Source organism: Melioribacter sp. (genome assembly GCF_049325435.1).
Taxonomy (GTDB): domain Bacteria; phylum Bacteroidota; class Ignavibacteria; order Ignavibacteriales; family Melioribacteraceae; genus Melioribacter; species Melioribacter roseus.
Map to the genome: position 1 here is coordinate 403,108 of NZ_JBMOLD010000013.1, position 25,331 is coordinate 428,438.

Here is a 25,331-nt window from a genome sequence, read left to right on the forward strand (position 1 = left end):
CTTTTAGCTCTCATTTATGTATTTTTGACCTTCAAAAAGGTCGAAAATCATCTATGTATCTGAAATTTACCGAAGAACATCTAATGCTGCGCCAAACCGTGAGGGAATTTGCGAATTCTGAAATTAAACCGCTTGCCCGAAAAATCGACGAGGAAGAATATATTCCGCGCGATTTGATCGAAAAAATTGCCGAAGTCGGACTTCTGGGAACGGCTTTTCCTGAAAAATACGGAGGAGGAGGATTCGGCGAAGTCGGCTATTGTATAGCTCAGGAAGAAGTTGCCCGGGTGTGCGGTTCTACCGCTACTTTTATCGGCGCTCATCAATCGATCGGAACAAATGCCATTTTTATCGGCGGTTCCGAAGAATTAAAAGAAAAATACCTTCCCCTTCTTACGTCGGGCAATAAAATTGCGGCATTCTGCCTTACCGAAGCGCAAGCCGGTTCGGATTCTTTCAATATAAAAACCTCAGCGGTTAAAAAAGGAAATAAATGGATTATTAACGGGGAAAAATTATGGATTACCAACGGCGCTATAGCCGACATATTTACGGTATTCGCCCGGACAGACAAAGGAATAACTGGATTCGTAGTTGAAAAAGATTTTGGCGGAGTAGAAGTGGGACCTAACGAAAAAAAAATGGGAATTCGCGGAAGCGTTACGAATCCGATCCGTTTTAACAACGTAGAAGTTCCGGAAGAAAATTTAATAGGCAAAGAAGGCAGAGGATTTCCGATTGCAATGAAAGCTTTGGACGCCGGCAGATTGACGGTGGGCGCCTGCTCGCTCGGCGCTGCCAAAGAGATGCTCGAACTTTCGGTTCAATATGCAAATCAAAGGATACAATTCGACCAGCCGATTTCCCGCTTCGAAGCAATTCAGTTTATGATTGCGGATATGACTTCAAAAATATATCTTATGGAGAGTATATTATTCCGAGCCGCGCAAAAATACGACGAAGGTCTCGATGTCAGTCAGGACGCGGCAATTGTAAAATTATATGCTTCCGAAGCCGTCCAGGAAATTGCGGATATGGCTCTTCAGATCCACGGCGGAATGGGTTATTCGCGGGAACTGCCGATAGAACGTTTTTACAGAGACGTCAGGATTTTGAAAATTTTCGAAGGCACAAGCGAGATTCAAAAGTTGATTATCAGCAGAAAGACAATTAAAAATAACGGTAAATGGCGCTTCGATGGCTAAGAAGATTTTAATTATACCTTCGATTGATATTCAGGACGGCAAAACCGTCAGGGTTGTTCAGGGCATTCCGGAATTAAACTGTCCCTCATACGGCAACGACCCGGTTGAGATGGCTCTTATCTGGCGCGCCGAGAACGCAAAATGCCTTCATGTGGTCGATTTCAATTCCGCATGGTATCATTCGCACGTCAATCACGACGTAATCAGAAGGATATGCGAAAGCGTAATAATTCCCGTAGAGCTCGGCGGCGGTATAAGCAATCTGGAAGACGCGGAAAAAGCATTCGATCTGGGAGCGGCAAGGATTGTTATCGGAACTCTAGCTCACGAAAATAAAAACGAGTACGTAAAAATACTCGAAAAATTTTCGCCCAATAAAGTTGTCGCCGCAATCGATGTTATTGAAGGTCAGGTGGTCACAAGAGGCAGAAGAGTTTTCACGGGTATCGATGCGCTCGATTATGCAAAAATGTTGAAAGAACTGGGAACCGAACGTTATATTGTCACCGACGTAAGGCGCAACGGAATGTTATTGGGTCCGAACATTGAATTATCCAAAAAAATTGCCGAAATTACAGAAAAGAAAGTTACACATTCGGGAGGCATTTCCGGATACCGCGATCTGATACAGTTGCAAAAAGAAGGCGGCAATCATATCGATTCGGTAATAATCGGAAGAGCTTTATACGAAAACCGTTTTTCGTGTCAAAAAATTTGGCGTGTGGCTGAAGCGGGATTATTTAATTGAGCCGAGATAAAATGGAACCCCAAATAAGAATACCGGAAAAAAGCAGTTTCTGGGCAAACCTGTTCAAAAGCCCGACGGACAAGAATGAATTGGAAGAAGTGCTGGCTTCAATACCTCCGTTTAAAAATCTAACTCCGAAATACCTGAAATTACTGATGAAATTAATACACAATCGTTTTTATAAAGCCAACGAATACATCTTTTATCAGAACGATCCCGGAATAGCTCTCTATATAATCGTCAGCGGCGAAGTGTTAATTACACAGGAAAACGAGGACGGCGAACAATTCGATCTTGCTCACCTTACAAGAGGCGACTTCTTCGGCGAGTTGGCTCTGATAGACGAAGAACGGCGAGCCGCCAGCGCCGTCGCTCTGAAAGATTCTTTTATAGCTGCCATTTTCAAACCCGACCTCGACGAATTTATCGAAGCTCATCCCCAGGAAGGCATTAAAATCCTGAAAGGTCTTATCCATATTATTGCAACTCGTCTGCGTAATGTTAACAAAGAATATCTGGAGCTTTATAATCAAATAAGAACAAGGGAGAAGCAGCTATGAATCTGATTAAAAAAATTTTGGTGCCCGTTGATTTTTCCGATTATTCCAAAGACGCCTTGAAATACGCAGTGCAATTTGCAAAACAATTCGACGCCAAACTTTATATTATCTACGTAATCGAACCGGTCATTTATCCTGCGGACTTCAGCATGGGTCAGGTTGCCATTCCGTCGCTCGAAAACGACATAAAGAACAGAGCCGAAGAAGAGATGGATTCACTCATAAAATCTTACGTCGACCCTTCGCTCGAAGCAGAAAGAATAATTAAAACCGGCAAGCCGTTCGTCGAGATAATCGAAACGGCGCGCGATGTGGACGCAGATATAATTATAATGGCTACTCACGGTCATACCGGCGTTGAACATCTTCTCTTCGGCAGCACGGCTGAAAAAGTCGTTCGCAAAGCTCCCTGTCCAGTTCTGACTTTGCGTAAACCGATCAAAGGATTCCAGTTTAACGCTCAAAACGGACAAGTCTGATTTTACCCGAGTCGATATGAAAAATTTCACGGACGACAATATTTCGGGCAGCAGCGAACTGCTCGAAGAAATGCATAAACATTTAAAATCCCAAAAGAACATACTCCCCCTTTTTCCCGACCTGCTCGATAATTTCGGAAATAAATTCGCAACTTTCGAAAATATCCGACATTATTTGCATGAATTAAGAAAAGCTGTTAAAACTAAAAAAAGCCTCGATGAATTTTTTGAAAAATACGACAAGCTCATATTAAATATCTACGATAATATCTATCAAAATTGCCGTAACCGGCTTATTAGATACTCCTCTTTCATAACCATATCCAACAGCAAAACTGTTTACGAGATATTGAAGCGGCTCTCCGAAGAAAGAGACAATCTAAAGGCGGCGGTAGCCGAATCTCGACCGCAGTTCGAAGGACGCGTACTGGCTCGCCGGTTACATAAAACGGGTATTAATGTTAAACTGATAACCGAAGCGATGATATATAATGAGACCTCGAAATACGAAGCGGGAATTATAGGCGCAGACGCAGTGCTTAAAAGCGGCAATGTGGTTAATAAAACCGGAAGCGGCATTTTGGCTCTGGCGTGTAAACACCGGAAAATCCCTCTCTACGTCGTGTGCGATAGAAAAAAATTTTCAGGCAAAAACAAATTCGAAAATAAAATAATGCCGCCCGAAGAAATCTGGAAGACCCGTTCCGGAATAAAGATTGAGAATTACTATTTCGAAGAAGTCGATAAAAATTTAATCAAGGAAATCTTTACCGATTAACGGTTTTAAGACTTTCCAGAATCTCCTTGGCGTTTTGAGCAGCCCGGCTGTTCGGATGTTTTTCAATCAATTTTTCCCAGTATCTGCGCGCCTCTTTTTCGTTGCCTTTCACCTGCTGGATGACGCCCATATTATAGAGTCCCAGCGGATAGTTCCCGTCGATTTTCAAAATTTTTGCCGTATATTCTTCGGCTTTGTCGAGTTCGCCGAGGTTAAAATGAATAAACGTAAGCTGCAGCATTGCGTCGATTCGTTTCGGATCGATTGAATGGAGTTTTTCATAGAGTTTAAGAGCCTCTTCCGGTTTATGCGCCATTGTAAGCATATCGGCATATTCTCTTATTCTAAGCGTGTCGTTCGGATTTTCTTCGTACGCCTTTTTAAGAGCGTTCAGTTTCTGAATTGCTTGTTCCATAACGTTCGAACCGGAGGGCATTTCCCCTTTCTTCTGCGACATCCCTTTATGGATTTCGTCGTTCGGCATATTCGGATGCGGATTGGTAGTATCCGTATTTACCGAAAGAAAAATTACCGTTACGATAAAAGCGGTAAAGAGCAATAAATATATATAAACTGATTTGAATTTCATTTCTGGCTCCGTATTTATAACTCCACAAACTTAGTAAATTTCGTAATAATTTATCTTCATTTTTTTTACAGAATTGAGACAAATTGAACTAAAAATACCCTCTGTCTGTTAATAAGATTAAATGTCATATTTAAAGGAAGAAAATGGCCAGAACAAACGAAAGCAGACGTAAAGAATTCGACTATGAGATAACGCCGCACATTCCGTCTCTAAAGTCGTTTGCGTTAAAATTATCGAGGGATTCGGATGATGCGGAAGACCTGCTCCAGGATACATTGTTGAAAGCATTCCGCTTTTTTGATCAATACGAAAAAGGAACTAATGTAAAAGCCTGGTTATTTCAGATTATGAAAAATTCCTTTATTAATTCTTACCGCAAAATCAAAAGACAGCCGGGGAAAGTAAATTATGACGATATCGAAAACTTTTATGAAAATATACGTTCTGAAGAAATAACCTCATCGCATGTGCAAAACGACGCCTTCAGCGACGTAATGAGCGACGAGATAGCCGATGCCTTGGCAAAACTTCCAAATGATTTCAGAACAATCATTTTCCTGAGCGACATCGAGGGATATTCTTACGAAGAGATAGCCGATTTTATCGATTGTCCGGTTGGTACGGTACGCTCGCGCCTTCACAGAGCCCGCAAAATGCTCTATACGCTCCTCTATTCGTATGCAAAAGGTAAGTCTTTAGTAGGCGGAGAAAGCAAATTAATTTTAAATTAAAAATAAAATTTTCTGAATTTTTTCTGGACAATGATATTTATTTTGCGTATTTTTGCCGGATGAGAAATCGAGCAACATATCTACGAGCTACTATCGAAGACCTTTACATTACTATCATTAAACACTTCTCTGTAAGAGGAGAAATTAAATAGCAATACAAAAATAAATCAATTTTCCGACCGGGCAAAATTAGAGCCCCGTGGAACTATTATGTATTGATTGAAGTTAAAAACAGAGTAATTCAATAATATAATAAGGAGAAATGAAGAGTTGAAGATAACCAAGCAATTTACGAACCGGGAAAGCAAATCTTTAGACCAATATCTTCAAGAAATCGGAAAAGTTGACCTCCTTACCCCGGAAGAAGAAATCGAATTAGCCAAAAGAATCAAAAAGGGAGACAAACAAGCCCTCGATAAATTGACAAAGGCTAATTTGAGATTCGTTGTCAGCGTGGCAAAACAATACCAGAATCAGGGTCTTCCTTTAGGCGACCTGATAAACGAAGGAAACTTAGGCTTGATTAAAGCCGGTCTTCGTTTCGACGAAACGCGCGGATTTAAGTTCATTTCTTACGCCGTCTGGTGGATTCGACAATCGATTATGCAGGCTATTGCCGAACAATCCAGAATGGTGCGCCTCCCGTTAAATCGCGTTGGCGCTTTGAATAAAATGGGCAAGGCTCTCAGTCAGCTCGAGCAGGAATACGAAAGAAAACCGAGCGCCGAGGAAATTGCAGAACAGCTCGACATGGACGTCCAGGACGTCAATTATGCAATGCAGATTGCCGGAAGACACATTTCAATGGACGCTCCTTTTGCACACAGCGACGACAGCAATAATAGTCTGCTCGACGTTATGCCAAACGAGGATCAACCTTCGCCCGACCATACTCTGTTAAAAGAGTCTCTCAAAACCGAAATCGAACGCTCCCTTTCAACACTGACTGAAAGAGAAGCCGAAGTGATTCGTCTCTATTTCGGTTTAGGCAAGGAACATTCATTAACTCTGGAAGAAATCGGAGAAAAATTAAATCTTACACGCGAACGCGTGCGCCAAATTAAAGAAAAAGCTCTTATCAGACTGCGTCATTCTTCCAGAAGCAAAAATTTGAAAGCTTATTTAGGATAATCTTCATTTCTACCCCCTTTTTTAGTGTAAGCCTCTCATCTATTCTTATGAGAGGCTTTTTTTTTACCCTCAGAATAAAATCTTCTTATATTTGTACTAAAAAATGGATGCATATGAATACTCTCGAAAAGCATTTTGAAAAATTCAGACGAAATATTACGGGCATCGACCAGACATTCGACGGTCCTTACGGCAAAAAAAAGATAGTCTATGCCGACTGGATTGCAAGCGGCAGGTTATACGACCCGATCGAACAAATAATACGAGAGCGTTTCGGACCGTTTGTTGGGAATACGCATTCGGAATCATCCGTTACGGGCACTTCGATGACTAAAGCTTACCATGAAGCGCGAAATATTATCAAAAAACACGTCAACGCTTCGGATAAGGATGTTTTGCTCTTTGCAGGCTACGGTATGACAGCCGCTGTAAACAAATTTCAGCGACTCCTCGGTTTGAGATTGCCCGAACAGCTTCAAAAGCATGTTAAAATTCCGAAAGAAGAAAAGCCCGTAGTATTTCTGACTCATATGGAACATCATTCCAATCAAACGTCATGGCTGGAAACAATTTGCGACGTTGTTCTGATAGAACCCGACGAAAGAGGATTGGTCGACTTAAATCATTTCAAACATTTATTGGATCTTTATAGCCACCGGAAATTTAAAATAGGCTCGTTTACGGCAGCATCGAACGTTACGGGAATAGAACCTCCTTACCATGAAATGGCAGAATTGATACACCAGTACGACGGTTATTGTTTTGTCGATTTTGCGGCGGCGGCGCCGTATGTGAAAATCAATATGCACCCGGAAAATCCCGCATGGAAACTCGACGCTATCTTTTTCTCGCCGCATAAATTTTTAGGCGGACCGGGCACTTCGGGCGTTTTGATATTCGATTCCAAGTTATATAATCGAAGAGTGCCCGATCACCCCGGCGGCGGAACGGTTGACTGGACAAATCCGTGGGGCGAACACAAATACATACAAGACATTGAAACTCGAGAAGACGGCGGCACGCCCGGCTTTCTGCAGGCAATTAAAACCGCGCTCGTCGTCAAATTGAAAGAAAAGATGGGAGTCGACAATATACGTATGCGAGAGAATCAATTGCTCGCTAAAGCGTTCGAACGCTTGAAAAAAATCAAAGGACTCCATATCCTCGCGGCTGAACACGAAGAGAGAATCGGCGTAATCTCTTTCTACGTTGAAAACGTTCACTACAATTTAATGGTTAAATTGCTGAATGACAGATACGGAATACAGATGCGAGGCGGATGTTCCTGCGCCGGCACCTACGGCCATTATTTACTTCACGTCGATCCGACCCGCTCCAAATATATCACCGAAAAAATTAACAAGGGCGACCTATCGGAAAAACCCGGCTGGGTAAGACTCTCGCTTCATCCGACCATGACCGACGCGGAACTTGAATTTATTCTCGACGCAATCGAGGAAATAATTCAGAATGTCGATAGTTGGTCGAAAGATTATGTCTACTCGCCCAGGACAAATGAATACAGTCACACTTTCTATAACGACAACAGCTGGCAGCATATTGAGAAGTGGTTTGAGATTAGTGATTAGGGATTAGGGACTTGGGATTAGGGGTTAGGATTGGGCTCATTCTTTGATTTCTGAAATATACTTGGCGCCGCAGCGGTAGCAGACTGCGAGCGGTTTATTTCTTCTGTATTTTCTGAAAGCCTCTGCTTCGGCACTATGCCATAGTTCTTTAATGGAAGAGGTTTTCACATTTCCGAATTTGTAATCCGGGAAATCGACGCAAAAATTAACATCTCCGTTTGGTTGGATATCAATCAGATTCTCTATATTATTGCAGGCTAACGAACCGACGGGAGTTGATGAATCATTAAACCAAATTTTATACTCATCCATTTTAAAGGGCATATAGGGAAAGTTTTCGATTCCGTTCAGATCTTCCAGATAGTCCGAATATTCACGCTCGAAGCGGCTAAAATTCACGCCGGAGTCATTATGATTAAATCCTTTCCACGAAAATGCCTTTATATTAAAATTTTCCTCCAGTTCTTTTTTATAGAGATCGCCGGTTTCCTTGGAAAAATAATAATAAGGCACGGTATTGATCGAACCGATTCCCATGCTTCTTGCAACTGCGGGCATCTTACTCAATACGGTATAGTTATATTTACTGATTGTAAAACAAATGCTTTTGCTTATTTTGTTGTTGTGCTTGTTTTCCATTTCGTTCAATAATCTTATGTTGTTTTTGATTTTCTCAAAACTTCCATTCACCATTCTCACATTGTCGTGCGCCTCTTCATCGCCGTCTACTGAAAAAGTAATATGCATGTTAGTAATTTTTGCAAGCTCTCCGGCATATTTGTCTATAAGCGTTCCGTTCGTATCGACGGAGAGAAAAATTCCTTTACCGTTTATATATTTCAATAAATCGATTATACCATTGAAAAGGAAAGGTTCTCCCCCTCTTATCAGTATGAATCTTATTTTATAATTTGCAATCTCGTCGACCAGTCTTTTCCAATCTTCTAACTTTAACGTTCCTTTATTATCGATAACGCGATTCTTCACATAGCCGTTTTCGCTCCATTGACCGCACATTTGGCACCGTAAATTGCATCCGTTTGTAAGCGTAAAAGATATAAATTCAGGAAACGAATTCATTTTCACCTGCATTTCGGTTTCGGGGAATCAATTCATCCATCTAATAAATAAAAATACCAACAACGCAACTTAATAAAAAGTATTTGTATTAATCATGAATCCTACAACAATTCTTCTTCCGAGATAATTTCCGTTATCAAAATCCGGCGCCCAGCTTATCCAGTACAGATATTCATTATTATTGTTTATAACTACGCTGGGAGTGATAAAGCCCGGAGTCCCGACATTAAACTGCGCAGATGCAAGAGTCTTCTCCGAAACATTTAACGCAAACACTGGAAACAGAGTAATCATAGGGAAAAGCACTCCTTGCTCGCTTTGAATCACCCCCTCGCTGTTGGCTCTTTTTCTGAACGAATAATAACCTCCTGTTTCCGCGGCAATCCCTGCTGAAAGTCCGAACCCAAGCTTAAACGAGTTAATTTTCATGTTAAGAACGCCGTTAAATTCTCCTCCGACTCCAAAAATACTTTTCGTTCCGTCATATTTTTCCACTCCCGAAACTCTGTAAATTCCCGTATAAACGTAAAGTCTGGTGTTAACATTATTATGCTTATTTGTGTTAACTACGGTATAGCTTCCGCGCAGCATATACAAAGATTCGTTTTCATAGTCTCCCCTGGATGCGGTAAAGTCTGCCTCTGCATATTTAGACTCATAACGTTCTTTTGTTTCAACTTCGAAAATCACAGGTTGAGCGCTTGTTTGATAAATCGCGGGATAATATGTACGAAGACATCCGGATAAAATTAACGGACTTAAAAGAAGAATAATATTCAATAGCTTATTCATTTAATCCGGACTCCAATTACAAGGACGCGCTGCCATTAAAAAATACATTTTTCAATTTGAATGTTAGCACTGAATATTTCAGAATAGACATAAGAATTTGCCGCTTTATAATAAAATTGAAGATCATGCCTCCCGGCAGATTTGATTCTGAAGACAAACATAGTTTCATGCCGGCAAACGCATCTAGAAACTATACTGTTAGTATCTTGTAAAAACACCCTGATTTTATAATTGTCGATATGCACGCTGTCCTTGAATAAAGCCGAGCAATGCGTGTTGAACATCACTTTGAATTTCAAGCTGTCGTTAATAATCGCCCATGCCCAGTACGGCTCGTCGATACTGTCGCGTTCCGCAATGCAACCGTATTCTTCGAACGATAGATAGTCCATTGTTTTACTTCCCGATATTTCGGGAGAATACGACTCGCATTTTAAAACCGCAATGACTATAAAAACAAGAAAAATCAGATTCTTTTTCATTATATATTGCTATGTTAATTGCCTCCAGATGTAATGAATATTATATGCCAAATACCTAAATCAAGTCCGTAATATTTTGATATCCGGGGCGAAACGCTTTAAGTTATCCAGAATATAGTTTATTCCTGTGAAAGCATTAATCGCATAGAAGCTCTCTCTGCCCGCTTTGATAATAAAAATACCATGTTTAATTTCAATCGCCCAAATCTTAATAAGTTCAAGCGTAATTTCTTTCCCGAATATACTTTTCAGGACTAATTTATTTTCATAAAGGTTTATCTTTTTAGGCATCTTAAAAAAGTTAATAGATTTCAGAAGCGCTCCAAACAAAATTAAAATAAGCAAATAAACGTAACTTAATTTTGACTCTTCATCAAAAGAGAAATATAAAATCATCAGACCGATCAGTCCGGGCAATATTGTAAGAACTATTAAATAAAACGGTTTCAATGATGTTGAATATTTAGGCTCGTTCATATCTCTTCCCTCTCCATAAAGTAGAAATGACAAGTAAGATTGTTATTCTTCTTGCAAGATAATTTTCAATCCATAAATTATCAAGAAATCGTACTGCCGGCGCAGGCGGGAAAAATTTGATAATTATAATTTAGGAGGATATTGACTTAATGGTATAATTTTCTCTATCTTTGCATTCAAATGATGAATTTAAAATCAACATATAACATGAAAAATAGAAATCACTGGTGGTGGTGGCGCAGTGTTATACCCGTCATCTCAGTGATAACATAAATTAGTTTAAATAATTCAATACAAGAGACCCTTCTTAGTTATCACTGAGAAGGGTTTTTTGTTTTAAAGGTGAATCATGGAATACAATAAATTTTTATCGCTGGCAGAAAAATACAATACCGTTCCGGTATACGACAGACTTGCCGCGGATCTACAGACTCCGGTTTCCGCTTATCTAAAATTGCGCAAGCATTCCGACTCTTCTTTTCTGCTCGAATCGGTTGAAGGAATCGGCAGGCTGGCGCGTTATTCGTTTATCGGCATCGATCCGGAAATCATTATTTCCAACCGACACAAAAAAATTAAGATTGAAAAGCCGGATAAATCCGAAATGATCGAGAATAATCTTTTCGATTATCTGCAACGCTCGACAGAGCGTCGGGACTATCCTGTTATCGACGAACTTCCCTATTTCACCGGCGGCTGGGTAGGTTATATCGGTTTCGACAATATTTCATTAATAGAAGACGTTATCGATTATAAAGACCGCAACGGTCACGAATTCCCCGATTCGATACTCGGCTTTTTCAGAACCATTATAGTTTTCGACCATTTCAAACATCAGCTGATTTTAATTAATAACTCAGATTGTACAGATAAAACAAAACTGAAAAATTCATACGAAGTTTCAATTAATAAGTTGAATAAAATAAAAAAAATACTGAACGAAGAATTAAACTATAAATCGGATTTCAAAGTGATTCCGAAAGAATTCCACAAAGACGAGGAAGAAGAATTTCTAAACTCGGTAGAAAAAAGTAAATCGAATATCTACAACGGAGACGTATTTCAAATTGTACTTTCTAGGAGATTCGAAGCCGAATATAGCGGGGACCTTTTTAATGTTTACAGGGCTCTGAGAATGATCAATCCTTCGCCGTATATGTATTATATAAGTTTTGGGAATGATATTAAGGTGGCGGGAACATCGCCCGAAGACTTACTCAAAGTAAATGACCGGAAAGCTGAAATACTTCCGATTGCCGGCACACGCCGCCGCGGCAAAAACGAGGAGGAAGACAAAAAGCTCGAAGAAAATTTGATTAACGACCCGAAAGAAATAGCCGAACACGTAATGCTCGTAGACCTGGCGCGCAATGACCTGGGAAGAGTTTGCAAAACCGGCACCGTAAAGATAAGCGAGAATATGAAAATCAATCGTTTTTCGCATGTTATGCATATAGTGTCGAGAGTAGAGGGAATATTGAAAGACGGGCTCGATTCAATCGACGCATTGAAAGCCGCATTCCCTGCGGGCACCGTTTCGGGAGCTCCGAAAATAAGAGCTATACAATTAATTAATCAATACGAAAAGCTCAAACGCGGTCTTTATGCCGGCTCGGTCGGCTATATCGACTTCCGCGGCAATCTCGATATGTGCATCGCAATCCGAACGTTGTGGGCCAATAATCAGTCAGTCTTCTGGCAAGCCGGCGCCGGAATAGTGGCAGACAGCCGCCCCGAACTGGAATTAAAAGAAATTAAAAATAAATCCGCCGTTCTTCTTAGCGCATTAAAATTAGCCGAGGTAATTGATGAAAATATTGATAATAGATAATTACGATTCGTTCACATACAATCTCGTTCAACTCGTCGGCATGTACGCTTCCGACATTACGGTAGAACGAAACGACAAGGTTTCAATTCCCGATATAATCGGGATGAAACCGGATAAAATAGTTATATCACCCGGACCCGGCACACCCGAAGAATCCGGAATTTCGGTCGAAGTAATCCAGACTCTCGGAAAGGATATTCCCATTCTCGGAGTTTGTCTCGGTCATCAGGCCATCGGTTACAGTTTCGGAGCCCAAATAATTAACGCCCCCTCTCTGATGCACGGCAAAACTTCGTTGATTCGACACGACGGAAAAACAATCTACTCCGGTATCGAACAGGAATTTCAGGCGGGAAGATACCATTCGCTGGTTGTCGACCGCGCTACGCTTCCCGATGAGCTCGAAATTTCTTCAACTACTCCGGATGGAATAATAATGGGCGTGAGACATAAATCTTATCCTATTGAAGGCATTCAATTTCATCCCGAATCGATATTAACTAAAGTGGGCAATTTAATAATCAAAAACTGGTTGGAAGTATGTTAAAGGAATACATAGAAAAAATAAGCGGCGGGGAAAATTTAACGTTTCTCGAAGCTCAAACCGCCATGTCCCGTATAATGAGCGGAGAATGCAATAATTCGCAAATAGCAGGTCTTTTGACAGCCTTGAAAACAAAGGGTGAAACAGCCGAAGAAGTCGCTGGCTTTGCCAGCGCCATGCGTCAATTCAGCGTTAAAATTGAAATTGACGACGAAAATGTAATTGACGTTTGCGGAACGGGAGGAGACAATTCAGGCACGTTCAATATATCTACAGCCGCCGCGTTTGTCGTGTCGGGCGCCGGCGTTAAAGTAGCCAAACACGGCAACAGATCGATTTCCAGCAAATGCGGTAGCGCGGACGTCCTTTCCATGCTGGGCGTCAACATAAATCTTACGCCCGAACAGTCGAAACTCGCTCTCGAAAAAACGGGCATAGCCTTTTTATTTGCCCCGCTTTATCATCCCGCTATGAAATACGCCGCGCCTGTGCGCAAAGAACTCGGTATGAAAACTATATTTAACATACTGGGTCCCCTGACAAATCCTGCGGGCACAAAAAAACAACTCGTCGGAACATTCAATAATCGAACGTCGGCTTTAATGGCTGAAGCCGCTTCTTATCTAGATATGGAATCGGTATCTTTCGTATGCACCGCCGACAGATACGATGAAATAACTTTGACCGATAAAAGCGACGTTATCATCTACAAAAAAGAAAAACCGGCGGAAAAGTTTACTATTGACCATTCGGATTTTTCGTTCGACAAAATTAATATGAACAATATAATCAGCAACACTCCCGAAAAGAATGCGGAGTTTATTTTGAGAGTCATTAAAGAAAAACAAAAAAGCGACGCATACAACGTAGTGGTTGCTAATTCGGCTTTAGCGCTTTTAACAGCCGGCGCAGCCGCGTCGCTCGATGAAGCCAAATCTCTCGCAATCGAATCGATTGAATCGGGCAGCGCTTACAAAAAATTATCAGAGCTAATTAATTTCGGAAATTAAGCAATGAGCTTTCTCGAACAAATAATCAACACAAAAAAAGAAGAAATAAAAAACTTACATAACAGATACTCGCTCAGTTTTTTCGAAGAACAGGAATTTTTTCATTCTTCTACGCTAAGTCTCGTTGGTTCATTATTCGAATCTAAAAGATTGGGCTTGATTGCGGAAATTAAAAAAGCAAGTCCTTCAAAAGGAATACTGAGAGCGGATTTCAATCATGCGGAGATTGCGAAGATTTACATGAACAACAAAGTTAATGCAATCTCGGTTTTAACCGATTCCAAATACTTTAAGGGGTCGATCGAATACTTAAAAGAGATTGCAAAGTTCAAGACCGTTCCTTTGCTGCGAAAAGATTTTATAATAGACGAATACCAAATTTTCGAAGCGAAGGCTTCCGGCGCGGACGTTGTATTGTTGATTGGCGAAGCTTTGTCGGCGGAACAATCCGACTCATTAATCGCCGCTGCCAGCGAATGCAATCTTGAGATTTTATACGAAATTCACTCGCCCGCCCAACTCGATAAAATCGATTTTGACAAAATTAAATTAATCGGAATAAATAACCGCAATCTTGACACATTCGAAGTCGATATTCGGACCACCAGGCTAATAGCAGATATGCTGCCCGAAGGAACTGTTGCAATTTCAGAAAGCGGCATAAATACGCCTGATGACATTAAGATTATTTCTCACCCAAAAGTTAAAGGTCTTTTGGTCGGCGAGTATTTTATGAAATCGGAAGACATCGATAAAACGCTCAAACAATTTATTAATATACTTGAAGAAACAAACAATGAGAATTAAAATCTGCGGAATAACGAATTTCGAAGACGCAATTGCTGCATACGAGGCAGGCGCCGACGCGCTGGGATTTATCTTCTATGAAAAAAGCCAAAGATACATTGAACCCGGAACAGCGTCAAAAATTATAGGTAAACTGCCGCCGTTTATCACCACGGTCGGAGTATTTGTTAATTCATCCGCGGACGAAATAAACCGAATTGTCGACGCAAGCGGCATTCACATGATTCAATTGCACGGAGAGGAAACCCCGGATATTATTCCTAAACTTATAAGACCTGTGATTAAAAGTTTCAGGGTGCATAATGAATTCCGTTTCGAGGAAATGGAACAGTATAGAAATTGTTATTACTTGCTGGATACCTATTCCGAGCTCGGATACGGAGGCACAGGCGAGAAATTCGACTGGAATTTGATACCAGCAAACCTCAAGCACAAAATAATTCTTGCCGGAGGAATCGGTAAAGACGATCTGGGAAAGATTCAACGATACGTCAATCCGGCTGCTATCGACGTATCGTCGTCGATAGAATTAAAACCCGGCAAAAAAAATATCAACAAATTAAAAGAATTAATCGATGAGTTACGCAGAATTAACCCCAGACAGATGCATACACTCCGACCGGGTCTTTGAGTTCGTTTACCCGACGGACAGAAGGCCCGGCTTATTTTTTAATTATTCGGGAAAAGGATAATGAGAAACTATAACGCACCTGATAAATCGGGCAAATTCGGAATCTACGGCGGTAAATTCGTTCCGGAAACATTAATCGGCGCGCTCGAATCGCTCGAAAAAGTTTATCTGGAATTAAAAGACAATAAAGATTTCTTAAATCAGTTAAACGAACTGCAAAACGAATATAACGGCAGACCTACTCCGTTAACTTTTGCCAACCGTTTAACCGATTATTACGGTAAAGCTAAAATTTATCTAAAGAGAGAAGACTTATGCCATACGGGCGCTCATAAACTCAATAATGCTCTCGGACAAATTTTACTGGCTAAATATTTGGGTAAAGAAAGAATAATAGCCGAAACGGGCGCGGGTCAACACGGAGTAGCGACAGCTACGGTTTGCGCCAAATTCGGAATGCAGTGCGTTGTGTATATGGGAGAAGAAGATATCGAAAGGCAAAAACCCAATGTCTTTAGAATGAAACTGCTCGGAGCCGAAGTAAGACCGGTTTCATCAGGAAGCAGAACTCTAAAAGACGCTACCAACGAAGCCATCCGCGACTGGGTAACAAATGTCGAGAACACACATTACATTATCGGTTCGGTCGTAGGGCCGCATCCTTATCCAATGATTGTACGCGACTTTCAATCTGTAATAGGCAATGAAACCCGTTATCAAATTTTACGCAAAGAAAATCGTTTGCCGGACTATATAATCGCATGCGTCGGAGGAGGCTCAAATGCAATCGGCATGTTCTATCCTTTTATTAACGACGATTCGGTAAAATTAATTGGAATAGAAGCCGCGGGCGAAGGTCTCGATACAAATAAACATTGCGCCACTCTTAGTTTGGGATCGCCGGGCGTTTTTCAGGGTATGCATACCTATCTTATTCAATCGGATGAAGGTCAGATTTCCGAAGTCCACTCGATTTCTGCCGGACTCGATTATCCGGGCGTAGGACCAGAACATTCTTATTTAAAAGACGAAGGCCGTGTCAAATACGGAGCAGTGACGGATAATGAAGCGCTTAAGGCGGTAAACCTGCTAACCAGGTTGGAAGGCATTCTGCCTGCCTTAGAGTCCGCGCACGCAATAGCATATCTGGAAAAAATGATAGAGTCTACGAATAAAGACGAAATTATTGTCGTTAACCTGAGCGGACGCGGCGACAAAGACCTTTCCACTTTAATCAATCACAACGGAAATTAAGTATGAAAATCAGAGACTCAATTGACGTCGTAAATAAGGATAACAAAAAAGCTCTGGCTGTTTTTTTGACGGCTGGATTTCCGGACAAAAACAAGTTTATCGAATATGCAAAAGCGGCTATTGACGGCGGAGCCGATATACTGGAAATTGGGATTCCATTCAGCGACCCTCTTGCCGACGGACCCGTCATTCAGGCGTCCTCTTCTATAGCCTTAAAAAAGAAGTTCACAATTAAAGATATATTTAATTTTATAGAGACAATAAGAAATTATTCCGATATACCTGCCGTACTAATGGGTTATGCAAACCCGATCAATAAATACGGAAAAGAAAAATTTCTGATCGACTCGTCAAACTCGGGCGCGAATGGTTTAATCGTTCCCGACATACCGCTTGAAGAATACGATTTTTTCTTCCCTGCCAATAAATATGGACTTGATATAATTCTTTTAACCACACCCGCTTCTTCCGACGAGCGGATAAAGAACATCGACAGGAAGAGCGCAGGCTTCGTTTACTGCGTAAGCGTTACAGGCACTACCGGCGCCGACAAAAAATTCGACGATTCCACCGTCGAGCATCTTAAACGCACTTATTCGTTGATAACAAAAAACAAAATGATGATTGGATTCGGCATAAGCAAACCCGAAGACATAAGAAAATTTTACGATTATGCAGACGGCTTTATTGTGGGAAGCAGGATAATTAAATCGATACTCGAAGGCGTCGAGCCTGCCGGGATTTCTGAAGCAATAAAACAATTTAGGAATGCATGCAATTAGTGTTTTCGCTTCGGATAACCATGTTCAATGGGCAATGAAAAATCACGCGACCATTCGTTCCACGACGCCAGATAATTAAAAACTTTTTCGAATCCGGCCATTTTTAACGCCACGAAGAGGTTCGACGTGCGGGCGCCTTTGAAACAATAAAGATACAACTCTTTATCTTCCGAAAGTCCGAACCTTCTGAACATTTCATTTAGTTGCTCGGGACTTTTGAACCACGGGATATAATCTTTATATTCCATGCTGTTATACCATTCAATCCAGATCGAACCGGGAATCCTGCCCTTTCGGGGCGTAAATTCCGGACCGTACGGCGACGAGCTAACTCCGACCCATTCTGTTCTGTCACGGCAATCAATAATCGTAATAGCGGGATTTTCGATTGCTTTAAGCATTTGCCTTTTATTTAAAATAATCGAGTTGTCCGCGACAATTTCGAATTTTTTGAGTTCGGGATGCGGCGTATTTTTTTCCACTCTCATATTTTTATCGAGCCAGGCTTGATAACCTCCGTGAAGTATTCTGGTATTCTTATGCCCCATATGACTGAAAATAAACCATCCGCGGCACGATCGTCCGTATCCGTTATCCATAGCGTCTTCATAAACAACAACTTCTTTAGACGAATCGATGCCGTTTAAGCCGAATAAGCCGGCAAAGTGATTTCTCATTTGTTCATAACCGCCGTTGGATTCGGTCGCAAGATAGCTGAAAATATCATAAATATTTATTGCCCCGGGAATATGATCAATCAGATAATCTTCCGGTTCCCGTGTGTCCACTATTACCAGGTTATCTTCATTTAATTTATCGTAAAGCTCGTCAACTTCTATCAGATATCTATTTGCCATAGAATAGGATACGATCCTTTTAAGAATAATATCGGTATTATACTATCGAAATTTTGCGGAAATTTTTTAGGCGCAGTTCGGAATAGTTATTTTTTTGTATGTCGTTGGATTAAATTATTTACAATTTCATCAAGTCCGATATCGAGTTCCGCCATAAGCACAAACAAATGATAAATTAAATCGGAAGATTCGTCTATAAATTCTTTTTTGTCTTTGTTTTTTGCGGCAATAACCGTTTCGATCGATTCTTCCCCCACCTTTTGAATAATTCTGTCGATTCCGCTTCGGAATAATTTTGTCGTATATGAATTCTCCGGCAAATTTTTCTTTCTTTCTTTGATTAAATCGTAGAGATAAGAAAGAAATTTTACATTTTCTTTATCGATCCCGAAGCACGAATATCGGTTCATGTGACATGTGGGTCCTTCCGGTACGGCTGTAACCAGAAGAGTATCATTGTCGCAATCGGTCGTAATCGAATCGAGTTTGAGATAGTTGCCGGAGGTTTCTCCTTTTGTCCACAATTGATTTCTGCTTCTGCTGTAAAACGTAACAAGTCCGGTATCTATAGTTTTTGTGAGCGCTTCTTTATTCATATAGCCGAGCATAAGAACCTGTCCCGTAAATTTATCTTGTATGATTGCCGGTACCAATCCGCCCGATTTTTCAAAGATGATATTGTCGATGTTAATCATATTCTTATGTTTACCTTATTTTCCAATAAATATTGCTTTAATTCCCGAATAGAAAGTTCGCCGTAATGAAAAAGACCTGCAGCCAAGCAGGCGTCAACATTAGCCTTTTGAAATGCTTCCAAGAAGTGTTCTTTTTTCCCCGCCCCTCCGCTTGCTATAACGGGTACGGTTACGTTTTGAACAACTTTAGACAAGAATTCGACGTCGTAACCGTTTCTAGTGCCGTCGTGGTCCATCGATGTAAGAAGAATTTCGCCGGCGCCCAGTTCGCAAACTCTTTTACACCATTCAAATCCTTCGAGGTCGGTTTCTTCCTTGCCGCCTTTTATAAATACTTTTTTAATACCGTCGACAATTTTGACGTCGACAGCGGCTACCACTGCCTGCGAACCGAATCTTTTTGCTGCTTCGGTAATAAGTCCGGGATTCCGAACGATCGATGAATTGAGAGAAACTTTATCGGCTCCGGCGTTTAGCAATTCTTCAATATTGTTCAATTCAGAAATGCCTCCGCCCACCGTAAATGGAATTCTCAAAACTTTGGCTACATCTTTGACTAATTCAACCAGAGTTTTTCTCTTTTCTTCCGTTGCCGTTATATCGAGGAATACAAGTTCGTCCGCCCCCTCCTTGTAATATCTTTCGGAAAGTTCGACGGCCGAACCGGCGTCTTTAAGGTTTACGAAATTAGTGCCTTTAACCACTCTTCCGTCTTTAACGTCAAGACAAGGTATTATTCTCTTTGCTACCAATTTTTGCCAAATCCTTAATGTTTATTTTGTTTTCATAAATTGCTTTGCCAACAATGACCGCATAGATATTCAACTGGCTTAAGACCAGCACATCGTGAATTGATCCGATACCGCCGGAAGCAATCAATTTAATATCGGGACTGTATTTCATAATTTTACCGTAAAGTTGTGTATTGGAGCCCGTCAGCGTTCCGTCCCGACTGATATCAGTACACAAAAAAGTATCGATGCCGAGCTCTTTGCAATAATCGATGTGTTCGTAAATCGAAACTCCGCTGTCCTCCGTCCACCCTTTAACCAGAATTTTTTCATTGTACGAATCGAGCGCCACAACAAATTTGTCGGCTCCGTATTCATCAACTATTTCTGCAAACGCCGCTTTATTTTTAATTGAGAGCGAGCCGATTACTATTCTGTCCGCGCCCGCATTCAATGCCTCTTTAACTTGAGAAGAATTTCTGATGCCCCCGCCAAATTCCAGTTTGAGACCGGTGTTGTTTTTTATTTCCTTTAGTACGGGCAGGATATTAATTTTTTTATCGAGCGTTGCGCCGAGGTCTACAATATGAATCCACTGGAATCCCGCTTCTTCATACTTGCGGGCAATTTCGAGCGGTGTGGTATCGTAATATTTGGCTTTGTTGAAATCTCCTTTGGTCAGCCGGGCGACTTTGTTATTCAATATGTCGATAGCAGGTATAATTAACATTTCTCTATAAAGTTTTTTAGAATTTGTATTCCTTTGGGTCCCGATTTTTCGGGATGAAATTGCACTCCGTAAAAGTTATCCTTTGCTATAGCCGCGGAAAACCTTACCCCATAATCCGAGACTGTGATTGTATTTTCATTTTGAGGTACGTAGTACGAATGGGCGAAATAAAAATATGAATTGTTTTCTATGCCGTCGAAGAGAGGGCTGTCTTTAATAACTTCAACTCTGTTCCATCCCATGTGAGGAACTTTGACTTTCGACGGTTCGAACATTTCGGTGGTAGTATTTAATACGCTCAGGCAACAAACATCCCCTTCCTTCGATTTGGCAGTCAACAACTGCATGCCGAGGCAAATGCCGAGGAGAGGTTTTTTTGTAATTCTCAGCATAGTAAAAAGATTGAGCAAATGCAGCTTTCTGATTGCAAAAGAAGCCTCGCCGACTCCAGGGAAAATTATTTTATCGCATTTTAAAATGTCGCTTTCTCTGTTTGTTACGGTATAAACGACATTCAAGTCGTCAAGCGCGTTTTTAACCGATTGAATATTGCCGGCGCCGTAATCGATAAGAGCAATCATAATTTACCCTTAGTTGATGGAAGTTGACCTTTGGCTCGTTCGTCTATTCTGAACGCCTCGTTTAATGATTTTGCAAAAGCTTTGAACATCGATTCTATTTTATGATGGTCGTTTTTGCCTTTGGCTTCAAGATAAATATTAGCCATCATGCCCAACGCCACTCCTCTAAAAAATTCCTCGGTCAATTCCGTCGGGAACTGTCCCACTTTCTCGCGTTCGAACTTGCACTTGAAATTGAGGTAATTCCTGCCGCTCAGGTCGATGGCGCATTTGGCAATCGAATCGTCCATCGGCAAAAAATATCCGAAACGTTTAATACCCTTTTTGTCGCCCAAGGCTTGTTTAATAGCCTCACCGAGGGCGATACCTGTGTCTTCGACCGTATGATGCTCGTCCACATCGAGATCGCCTTTAACATCGACTTTCAAATTTATATTCGAATGTCGCGCTATTTGATCGAGCATATGGTCGAAAAAGCCGATGCCGGTTTTGATTTTCGATTTCCCTTCTCCGTCGATATCAATTGCAATTTTGATATCCGTCTCTTTCGTTTTACGTTCAACTTTGGCGCTTCTCCTTTTTCTCAACAATCGAGTTACAATATCGAGCACATTCTTATTCGTCTTACCAACCGTATAAACATCTCCGGCCGTTTTACCTTTTATAAGAATTTTAATAGCAGGATTTTGTTTGTCGCAGCCGGTTATATCAAGACCGTTCTTGTTAAGAAATTCGAGTATTAGCGGATTAATTTCATGTATATCGCTTTCTATTGAATAAGAATAATCGCGTAAAAGGAATAAAGCTTTTAGCAAACCGTTCGAAGCTTTTGCCTTCATATTAAAAAATTCAGGCGCTATATAAATTCTATTCATAAAATTTCGTTTAGTTTTTTTAAGAATAATTTGTTTTCCTCCGGGGTTCCGACAGTCACTCTGAGATAACCTTGAAAATTAAATTGACCGCTCCTGTCTCTTATTATTATGCCGTTTTTTTCGAGATAGTTGTAAACCTCATGGGGATTTTCGACTTTAAAAGAAATAAAATTAGCGTCGGAAGGCAATACATTAATAATTTTTTTATTGTTTTTCAGTTCGTCAAACAGAAATTCGCGCTGTTCAATTATTTCTTTGACATATTCGTCTTTGACGCCTGCATTATCGACAGCTTTAGCCACCGTCATTGAGGTCAATTTATTAATATTATACGGCATCTTTACTTTGAAGAGTAAACCGATAATTTCTTCCTGTGCGATGCAATAACCGCACCTTAGTCCTGCCATTCCCCATGCTTTGGAAAACGTTCTTGTTACTACGAGATTGGGCGTATGCAAAGCTTCTTTCGCAAAGCCTTCGTCGCCGGAGAAGTCAATATATGCTTCGTCAATAACCACAATCAAATTCAATTCCGCAGTTAATTTACGGATTATATTTTTATCGAGTAAGTTTGAAGTTGGATTGTTAGGCGAACACAGGAAGAGGATTTTTGTATTTTCATTCACGCCGGAATGTATCGCATCATAATCGAGGTCATATTTTTCGTTTAACGGCGCATTAATCACTTCGACATTATTAATGTCGCAGGCAACTTTATACATACCGTATGTGGGCTCGCACACGATTACATTATCTTTGCCCGGTTCGCAGAAAATTCGTATCAACAAATCGATAACTTCGTCCGAACCGACTCCGAAGAAGAGATTTGTTCCGGGAATGCCGAGATAATCGCCCGTTTTTTTCCTCAACAATTTTTGATACGGATCCGGGTAGCGATTGAAGTCGAGATCATTGAGGTCTTCAGCGACGGTTCCGAAGCTGTTTTCATTTGCGTCGAGTAAAATTCCGTCGGTATGAGATTGCCGCGCGGAGGTATACGGTTTTAGATTGAGAATATTATTTCTGACCAGTTTTTCGATATTCATTTTTTCAACCTTATTTTGACTGCATTTGCGTGCGCATGTAGATTTTCTTTTTCAGCCATTGTAATTATAGCAGGGGCAAGATTCGACAATCCCCGTTTAGATAATTTCTGAAAAGTAACGGATTTCATAAACGATTCGACATTAACTCCGCCGTACGATTTTGCATATCCGTATGTGGGCAACGAGTGATTTGTGCCGGAGGCGTAATCTCCCGCGCTTTCCGGAGAATACGCTCCGATAAAAACCGAGCCGGCATTTTTTACAAGCCGTTTATATTTCGAAAAGCTTTTCAAATTCAGTATTAAATGCTCCGGCGCATAATCGTTTGAAATTTCGAATGCGGTTTCAATCTTCCGAACGACGATAATTTTCGAGTGTATTAACGCTTTGCGAGCGGTTTCCCTTCGTGGTAATTTTTTCAGTTGTAATTGAATTTCCGAGTATACTCTTTCTGCAAGTTTTTCGCTGTCGGTAATCAATAAAGCCTGCGAATCGGCGCCGTGTTCAGCCTGCGAAAGCAAGTCGGCGGCTATAAAAGAAGGGTCGCCGTTTTTATCGGCAATTACCAAAACTTCGCTCGGTCCCGCCGGCATATCGATAGCGCATCCCTCCGGATCAATACTCACAAGAGACTTTGCGGCGGTAACAAATTGATTTCCCGGTCCGAATATTTTATCTACTTTATTTACAAAAGCGAGCATGCCGATAGCCTGAGCTCCTCCCACATTATAAAATTCATCAATTCTCAATTTGCAGGCTGCATACGCTAATGCAGGTTCAATTTTATCTCCTACGGGCGACGCGACAATAATCTTTTCGCTGCCTGCGATCCGAGCCGGTATGGCAAGCATCAACAAAGTAGAAAACAAAACGGCGCTTCCGCCCGGTATGTATAATCCTACTTTTTCAATGGGAATAAAAGTTCTGCTGCATTCCACTCCGGGCATCGTTTCGACTCTATAACCCGAGGGATATTGTAACTTATGGAATCGAGTAATATTATTTACAGCCGTCTCAATTGCCTTTTTTGTCCGGCCGTCGAGCTGTCCGGCTGATTTTTCCAATTCATTTTTCGAGATCAATAAATTCTTATTCTTAGCATTATCGAATTTGCGGGCGTATTTTACTACCGCTTTCATCCCGTATTTCTTTATATCTTTCAAGACGGGTGAAATATATTCGTAAACGTCGCCCGTTTTGATGGCGGGTCTCCTTAATAATTTATCCCGCTCTTTTTTTGTAAGCTTGTTGTAATAAATAATTTTCATACGATCATATTCTCAATTGGTAATAATAAAATGCCGGAGGCGCCGGCTTCTTTCAGGTCTTTATAAATTTCCCAGAACTTGCTTGTCGGGATTACGGCGTGAACTGCTACCATCTCCGGGTCTGCAAGCGGCAAAATTGTAGGGCTCTTAAGCGAAGGTATAATAGACTCAATCTTTTCAAGCGAGTTTTTGGGAGCGTTCATCATCAAGTATTTCGACTTGCGCGCCGTCAACGCCGAATCGATTCTGACAAGCAGGTTATCGAGTTGGGATTTTTTATCCGGGTCATTTTCGATATTCTTATTGGCAATCAAAACAGCTTGCGATGAAAAAATATCGAACGACTTTTTGAGTTTATTGAATTTAAGAGTATTCCCGGTAGACACCAAATCGCAGATATAATCGGCAACTCCGAGCGAAGGTGCAATTTCGACCGACCCGCTGATTTCAACAACTGTGGCGTTAATATTATTCTGCGTCAGATAGCTCTTTAAAATATTCGGAAAAGAAGTCGCGATTCTTTTGCCGTTCAACTCGGACAGATCTTCGAGAGTTTGACTTTCGGGAATCGCCAATGAGAGTTTACATTTGCCGTATCCCAATTTCCTTACTACATCCACGTTTGCTTTTTTTTCATAGAGTACGTCCTCTCCTACAATTCCGATATCCGCCACGCCGTCCATAACATATTCGGGTATATCGTCGTCCCTCAACAATAAAATATCGAGATTGTAATTCCTGGCAGTTACTATCAGTCTGGCGGAGTATTCTTCTATGTCGATATCGCAGCTTTTAAGAAGATTCAACGACTTTTCGGTCAGTCTTCCGTTTTTTTGCAATGCGAGTTTCAAATTTCCGTTTAACATATTGTCTCCCATAAAAAAAAACCCCGACATGCGCCGGGGTCTGTTAAGAATTTTTCAATTTTATTTAAACCATACCGGCGCTACTGAAGTAGTTGTAATGATGATGCCAATTGCCGGTATGAATTTTTCTTTTCATAATTTTTCTTATTTTCGGACGAAATTTAATAAACTTAACAAAAAGA

General features: G+C 40.9%; 29 protein-coding genes. 15 read left to right on the top strand and 14 right to left on the bottom strand.

The window, feature by feature from the left end; genetic code table 11:
• The first annotated feature begins 53 nt into the window (after nt 1-53).
• Genes ACOYVE_RS10860 through ACOYVE_RS10880 form a run of 5 tightly spaced genes read left to right on the top strand, consistent with a single transcriptional unit; the run spans nt 54 to nt 3,770 of the window.
• Nucleotides 54-1,205: an acyl-CoA dehydrogenase family protein gene (locus ACOYVE_RS10860; RefSeq protein WP_014857427.1), complete on the top strand. Its 1,152-nt coding sequence runs from the start codon at nt 54-56 to the stop codon at nt 1,203-1,205.
• Complete coding sequence (locus ACOYVE_RS10865) at nt 1,198-1,953, top strand: HisA/HisF-related TIM barrel protein (protein ID WP_422881929.1); 756 nt, start codon at nt 1,198-1,200, stop codon at nt 1,951-1,953. The genes ACOYVE_RS10860 and ACOYVE_RS10865 overlap by 8 nt, the downstream gene beginning before the upstream one ends.
• A gap of 11 nt (nt 1,954-1,964) precedes the next feature.
• On the top strand, nt 1,965-2,513 hold the full coding sequence (locus ACOYVE_RS10870) for a cyclic nucleotide-binding domain-containing protein (RefSeq protein ID WP_422881931.1): 549 nt from the start codon (nt 1,965-1,967) through the stop codon (nt 2,511-2,513).
• Nucleotides 2,510-2,992, top strand: a complete 483-nt coding sequence (locus ACOYVE_RS10875; RefSeq protein ID WP_422881933.1) for a universal stress protein — start codon at nt 2,510-2,512, stop codon at nt 2,990-2,992. Before ACOYVE_RS10870 ends, ACOYVE_RS10875 begins: the two co-directional genes overlap by 4 nt.
• A gap of 16 nt (nt 2,993-3,008) precedes the next feature.
• Nucleotides 3,009-3,770, top strand: a complete 762-nt coding sequence (locus ACOYVE_RS10880) for a hypothetical protein (protein ID WP_422881934.1) — start codon at nt 3,009-3,011, stop codon at nt 3,768-3,770.
• Here ACOYVE_RS10880 and ACOYVE_RS10885 read toward each other — a convergent pair.
• A complete protein-coding gene (locus ACOYVE_RS10885; RefSeq protein WP_422881936.1) occupies nt 3,760-4,359 on the bottom strand; it encodes a tetratricopeptide repeat protein in 600 nt (199 codons plus the stop codon). The two genes, ACOYVE_RS10880 and ACOYVE_RS10885, sit on opposite strands and share 11 nt — an antisense overlap.
• Nucleotides 4,360-4,502: 143 nt before the next feature.
• Here ACOYVE_RS10885 and ACOYVE_RS10890 point away from each other — a divergent pair, with 143 nt between their 5' ends.
• From ACOYVE_RS10890 to ACOYVE_RS10900, 3 genes are all read left to right on the top strand, one after another.
• Complete coding sequence (locus ACOYVE_RS10890) at nt 4,503-5,090, top strand: sigma-70 family RNA polymerase sigma factor (RefSeq protein ID WP_014857433.1); 588 nt, start codon at nt 4,503-4,505, stop codon at nt 5,088-5,090.
• Between the two features lie 270 nt (nt 5,091-5,360).
• Nucleotides 5,361-6,221 carry a sigma-70 family RNA polymerase sigma factor gene (locus ACOYVE_RS10895; RefSeq protein ID WP_014857434.1) on the top strand — a complete coding sequence of 287 codons (861 nt, stop codon included), beginning with the start codon at nt 5,361-5,363 and terminating at the stop codon, nt 6,219-6,221.
• A 113-nt stretch (nt 6,222-6,334) separates the two neighbouring features.
• Nucleotides 6,335-7,810 (top strand): aminotransferase class V-fold PLP-dependent enzyme, encoded by a 1,476-nt coding sequence (locus tag ACOYVE_RS10900; RefSeq protein WP_422881938.1) that lies wholly within the window; start codon nt 6,335-6,337, stop codon nt 7,808-7,810.
• 36 nt (nt 7,811-7,846) lie between these two features.
• On the opposite strand, the gene ACOYVE_RS10905 is transcribed toward ACOYVE_RS10900, so the two are convergent.
• From ACOYVE_RS10905 to ACOYVE_RS10920, 4 genes are all read right to left on the bottom strand, one after another.
• Entirely contained in the window at nt 7,847-8,890 is a 1,044-nt protein-coding gene (locus ACOYVE_RS10905; protein ID WP_162098604.1) for a radical SAM protein, read from the bottom strand.
• A gap of 69 nt (nt 8,891-8,959) precedes the next feature.
• Nucleotides 8,960-9,682, bottom strand: a complete 723-nt coding sequence (locus tag ACOYVE_RS10910) for a hypothetical protein (protein ID WP_014857437.1) — start codon at nt 9,680-9,682, stop codon at nt 8,960-8,962.
• Between the two features lie 35 nt (nt 9,683-9,717).
• Nucleotides 9,718-10,164, bottom strand: coding sequence for a hypothetical protein (locus ACOYVE_RS10915; protein ID WP_014857438.1), 447 nt, complete (start codon nt 10,162-10,164; stop codon nt 9,718-9,720).
• 60 nt (nt 10,165-10,224) lie between these two features.
• Nucleotides 10,225-10,560 (bottom strand): hypothetical protein, encoded by a 336-nt coding sequence (locus ACOYVE_RS10920; protein WP_422881939.1) that lies wholly within the window; start codon nt 10,558-10,560, stop codon nt 10,225-10,227.
• A gap of 430 nt (nt 10,561-10,990) precedes the next feature.
• Between ACOYVE_RS10920 and trpE the strand changes: the two genes are divergently transcribed.
• From trpE to trpA, 7 genes are read left to right on the top strand one after another with little or no spacing between them, the layout of a single operon-like run.
• Nucleotides 10,991-12,472: an anthranilate synthase component I gene (gene trpE / locus ACOYVE_RS10925; RefSeq protein WP_014857440.1), complete on the top strand. Its 1,482-nt coding sequence runs from the start codon at nt 10,991-10,993 to the stop codon at nt 12,470-12,472.
• A complete protein-coding gene (locus ACOYVE_RS10930) occupies nt 12,450-13,019 on the top strand; it encodes an anthranilate synthase component II (protein ID WP_014857441.1) in 570 nt (189 codons plus the stop codon). The genes trpE and ACOYVE_RS10930 overlap by 23 nt, the downstream gene beginning before the upstream one ends.
• Nucleotides 13,013-14,026, top strand: a complete 1,014-nt coding sequence (gene trpD / locus ACOYVE_RS10935) for an anthranilate phosphoribosyltransferase (RefSeq protein ID WP_014857442.1) — start codon at nt 13,013-13,015, stop codon at nt 14,024-14,026. The genes ACOYVE_RS10930 and trpD overlap by 7 nt, the downstream gene beginning before the upstream one ends.
• Nucleotides 14,027-14,029: 3 nt before the next feature.
• On the top strand, nt 14,030-14,833 hold the full coding sequence (trpC, locus tag ACOYVE_RS10940) for an indole-3-glycerol phosphate synthase TrpC (RefSeq protein ID WP_014857443.1): 804 nt from the start codon (nt 14,030-14,032) through the stop codon (nt 14,831-14,833).
• Nucleotides 14,823-15,464, top strand: a complete 642-nt coding sequence (locus ACOYVE_RS10945; protein ID WP_014857444.1) for a phosphoribosylanthranilate isomerase — start codon at nt 14,823-14,825, stop codon at nt 15,462-15,464. The genes trpC and ACOYVE_RS10945 overlap by 11 nt, the downstream gene beginning before the upstream one ends.
• A 60-nt stretch (nt 15,465-15,524) precedes the next feature.
• Complete coding sequence (trpB, locus tag ACOYVE_RS10950; protein WP_422881943.1) at nt 15,525-16,718, top strand: tryptophan synthase subunit beta; 1,194 nt, start codon at nt 15,525-15,527, stop codon at nt 16,716-16,718.
• A gap of 2 nt (nt 16,719-16,720) precedes the next feature.
• Nucleotides 16,721-17,500 (top strand): tryptophan synthase subunit alpha, encoded by a 780-nt coding sequence (gene trpA / locus ACOYVE_RS10955; RefSeq protein WP_014857446.1) that lies wholly within the window; start codon nt 16,721-16,723, stop codon nt 17,498-17,500.
• Here the strand turns inward: trpA and ACOYVE_RS10960 are convergent.
• From ACOYVE_RS10960 to hisG, 9 genes are all read right to left on the bottom strand, one after another.
• Complete coding sequence (locus ACOYVE_RS10960) at nt 17,497-18,357, bottom strand: sulfurtransferase (RefSeq protein WP_014857447.1); 861 nt, start codon at nt 18,355-18,357, stop codon at nt 17,497-17,499. The genes trpA and ACOYVE_RS10960 overlap by 4 nt on opposite strands.
• Nucleotides 18,358-18,443: 86 nt before the next feature.
• The gene (gene hisIE, locus ACOYVE_RS10965) at nt 18,444-19,052 is read right to left on the bottom strand and encodes a bifunctional phosphoribosyl-AMP cyclohydrolase/phosphoribosyl-ATP diphosphatase HisIE (protein ID WP_014857448.1); all 609 of its coding nucleotides are present in this window, start codon (nt 19,050-19,052) and stop codon (nt 18,444-18,446) included.
• Nucleotides 19,049-19,804, bottom strand: a complete 756-nt coding sequence (hisF, locus tag ACOYVE_RS10970; RefSeq protein WP_041356135.1) for an imidazole glycerol phosphate synthase subunit HisF — start codon at nt 19,802-19,804, stop codon at nt 19,049-19,051. The genes hisIE and hisF overlap by 4 nt, the downstream gene beginning before the upstream one ends.
• Nucleotides 19,773-20,513, bottom strand: a complete 741-nt coding sequence (gene hisA / locus ACOYVE_RS10975; RefSeq protein WP_014857450.1) for a 1-(5-phosphoribosyl)-5-[(5-phosphoribosylamino)methylideneamino]imidazole-4-carboxamide isomerase — start codon at nt 20,511-20,513, stop codon at nt 19,773-19,775. Before hisA ends, hisF begins: the two co-directional genes overlap by 32 nt.
• Entirely contained in the window at nt 20,507-21,094 is a 588-nt protein-coding gene (hisH, locus tag ACOYVE_RS10980) for an imidazole glycerol phosphate synthase subunit HisH (protein WP_014857451.1), read from the bottom strand. Before hisH ends, hisA begins: the two co-directional genes overlap by 7 nt.
• Nucleotides 21,091-21,969 (bottom strand): imidazoleglycerol-phosphate dehydratase HisB, encoded by an 879-nt coding sequence (hisB, locus tag ACOYVE_RS10985; RefSeq protein WP_014857452.1) that lies wholly within the window; start codon nt 21,967-21,969, stop codon nt 21,091-21,093. The genes hisH and hisB overlap by 4 nt, the downstream gene beginning before the upstream one ends.
• Nucleotides 21,966-23,015, bottom strand: a complete 1,050-nt coding sequence (gene hisC, locus ACOYVE_RS10990) for a histidinol-phosphate transaminase (RefSeq protein WP_014857453.1) — start codon at nt 23,013-23,015, stop codon at nt 21,966-21,968. Before hisC ends, hisB begins: the two co-directional genes overlap by 4 nt.
• Nucleotides 23,012-24,283, bottom strand: coding sequence for a histidinol dehydrogenase (gene hisD / locus ACOYVE_RS10995; RefSeq protein ID WP_014857454.1), 1,272 nt, complete (start codon nt 24,281-24,283; stop codon nt 23,012-23,014). Before hisD ends, hisC begins: the two co-directional genes overlap by 4 nt.
• Nucleotides 24,280-25,161, bottom strand: a complete 882-nt coding sequence (hisG, locus tag ACOYVE_RS11000) for an ATP phosphoribosyltransferase (RefSeq protein WP_014857455.1) — start codon at nt 25,159-25,161, stop codon at nt 24,280-24,282. The genes hisD and hisG overlap by 4 nt, the downstream gene beginning before the upstream one ends.
• Between the last annotated feature and the right edge of the window lie 170 nt (nt 25,162-25,331).

Bases quoted from the DNA above. Each gene is read 5' to 3' on its own strand.
- hisB (WP_014857452.1), bottom strand. From the start codon at position 21,969: ATGAATAGAATTTATATAGCGCCTGAATTTTTTAATATGAAGGCAAAA.
- hisD (WP_014857454.1), bottom strand. From the start codon at position 24,283: ATGAAAATTATTTATTACAACAAGCTTACAAAAAAAGAGCGGGATAAA.
- hisIE (WP_014857448.1), bottom strand. From the start codon at position 19,052: ATGATTAACATCGACAATATCATCTTTGAAAAATCGGGCGGATTGGTA.
- hisC (WP_014857453.1), bottom strand. From the start codon at position 23,015: ATGAATATCGAAAAACTGGTCAGAAATAATATTCTCAATCTAAAACCG.
- trpE (WP_014857440.1), top strand. From the start codon at position 10,991: ATGGAATACAATAAATTTTTATCGCTGGCAGAAAAATACAATACCGTT.
- ACOYVE_RS10910 (WP_014857437.1), bottom strand. From the start codon at position 9,682: ATGAATAAGCTATTGAATATTATTCTTCTTTTAAGTCCGTTAATTTTA.
- ACOYVE_RS10960 (WP_014857447.1), bottom strand. From the start codon at position 18,357: ATGGCAAATAGATATCTGATAGAAGTTGACGAGCTTTACGATAAATTA.
- ACOYVE_RS10945 (WP_014857444.1), top strand. From the start codon at position 14,823: ATGAGAATTAAAATCTGCGGAATAACGAATTTCGAAGACGCAATTGCT.
- hisA (WP_014857450.1), bottom strand. From the start codon at position 20,513: ATGTTAATTATACCTGCTATCGACATATTGAATAACAAAGTCGCCCGG.
- ACOYVE_RS10905 (WP_162098604.1), bottom strand. From the start codon at position 8,890: ATGAATTCGTTTCCTGAATTTATATCTTTTACGCTTACAAACGGATGC.
- trpC (WP_014857443.1), top strand. From the start codon at position 14,030: ATGAGCTTTCTCGAACAAATAATCAACACAAAAAAAGAAGAAATAAAA.
- ACOYVE_RS10860 (WP_014857427.1), top strand. From the start codon at position 54: ATGTATCTGAAATTTACCGAAGAACATCTAATGCTGCGCCAAACCGTG.
- trpA (WP_014857446.1), top strand. From the start codon at position 16,721: ATGAAAATCAGAGACTCAATTGACGTCGTAAATAAGGATAACAAAAAA.
- trpB (WP_422881943.1), top strand. From the start codon at position 15,525: ATGAGAAACTATAACGCACCTGATAAATCGGGCAAATTCGGAATCTAC.
- ACOYVE_RS10900 (WP_422881938.1), top strand. From the start codon at position 6,335: ATGAATACTCTCGAAAAGCATTTTGAAAAATTCAGACGAAATATTACG.
- ACOYVE_RS10885 (WP_422881936.1), bottom strand. From the start codon at position 4,359: ATGAAATTCAAATCAGTTTATATATATTTATTGCTCTTTACCGCTTTT.
- ACOYVE_RS10930 (WP_014857441.1), top strand. From the start codon at position 12,450: ATGAAAATATTGATAATAGATAATTACGATTCGTTCACATACAATCTC.
- ACOYVE_RS10915 (WP_014857438.1), bottom strand. From the start codon at position 10,164: ATGAAAAAGAATCTGATTTTTCTTGTTTTTATAGTCATTGCGGTTTTA.
- ACOYVE_RS10875 (WP_422881933.1), top strand. From the start codon at position 2,510: ATGAATCTGATTAAAAAAATTTTGGTGCCCGTTGATTTTTCCGATTAT.
- ACOYVE_RS10880 (WP_422881934.1), top strand. From the start codon at position 3,009: ATGAAAAATTTCACGGACGACAATATTTCGGGCAGCAGCGAACTGCTC.
- ACOYVE_RS10870 (WP_422881931.1), top strand. From the start codon at position 1,965: ATGGAACCCCAAATAAGAATACCGGAAAAAAGCAGTTTCTGGGCAAAC.
- hisH (WP_014857451.1), bottom strand. From the start codon at position 21,094: ATGATTGCTCTTATCGATTACGGCGCCGGCAATATTCAATCGGTTAAA.
- trpD (WP_014857442.1), top strand. From the start codon at position 13,013: ATGTTAAAGGAATACATAGAAAAAATAAGCGGCGGGGAAAATTTAACG.
- ACOYVE_RS10890 (WP_014857433.1), top strand. From the start codon at position 4,503: ATGGCCAGAACAAACGAAAGCAGACGTAAAGAATTCGACTATGAGATA.
- ACOYVE_RS10865 (WP_422881929.1), top strand. From the start codon at position 1,198: ATGGCTAAGAAGATTTTAATTATACCTTCGATTGATATTCAGGACGGC.
- ACOYVE_RS10920 (WP_422881939.1), bottom strand. From the start codon at position 10,560: ATGATTTTATATTTCTCTTTTGATGAAGAGTCAAAATTAAGTTACGTT.
- hisG (WP_014857455.1), bottom strand. From the start codon at position 25,161: ATGGGAGACAATATGTTAAACGGAAATTTGAAACTCGCATTGCAAAAA.